Source organism: Streptomyces sp. SID3212 (genome assembly GCF_009865405.1).
GTDB lineage: Bacteria > Actinomycetota > Actinomycetes > Streptomycetales > Streptomycetaceae > Streptomyces.
In genome coordinates this window covers 1-606 of record NZ_WWJY01001096.1, presented here as the reverse complement: position 1 = coordinate 606, position 606 = coordinate 1, and the positions used below count along the sequence as shown (strand labels likewise).

1 pseudogene is annotated in these 606 nt (G+C 74.3%); it reads left to right on the top strand.

Annotated elements, in window-relative coordinates:
* Positions 1–531 (top strand): annotated as a pseudogene (locus tag GT042_RS32470) (NADP-dependent phosphogluconate dehydrogenase); the annotation flags it as partial.
* Between the last annotated feature and the right edge of the window lie 75 nt (positions 532–606).

The window sequence follows — 606 nt, the reverse complement described above, 5'->3', positions numbered from 1 at the left end:
CTGCCGGGGCCGACCGCGCGCCCGCTGGACGACACGGAGGCGGCGCGCTTCGCCGACCAGGTGGAGCAGGCGCTGTACGCGTCGAAGATCGTGTCGTACACGCAGGGCTTCCACCAGATCCGGGCGGGCAGCGACGAGTACGACTGGGACATCGACCTCGGTTCCGTCGCGGCGATCTGGCGGGCGGGGTGCATCATCCGCGCCGCGTTCCTGGACCGGATCCGGGCGGCGTTCGACACGCGGCGCGACCTGCCGAGCCTGCTGTCCGACAAGCAGTTCGCCGAGGAGATCGGCACGGCGCAGGACGACTGGCGGGCCGTGGTGGCCACGGCGGCGGTGCAGGGGGTCCCGACTCCGGGCTTCTCGGCGGCGCTCTCGTACTACGACGCGCTGCGCGCGGAGCGGCTGCCCGCCGCGCTGACGCAGGGCCAGCGTGACTTCTTCGGGGCGCACACCTACCGGCGTACGGACCGGGAGGGGTCGTTCCACACCCTCTGGGGCGGCGACCGCTCGGAGGTCACGGGCAGCTGACCCGCCACGGCGCCTCACGCCGACCGGCCGGCCGCGTTCTCGCGGCCGGCCGGTCGGCGTGGAAGCCGGGTGTCA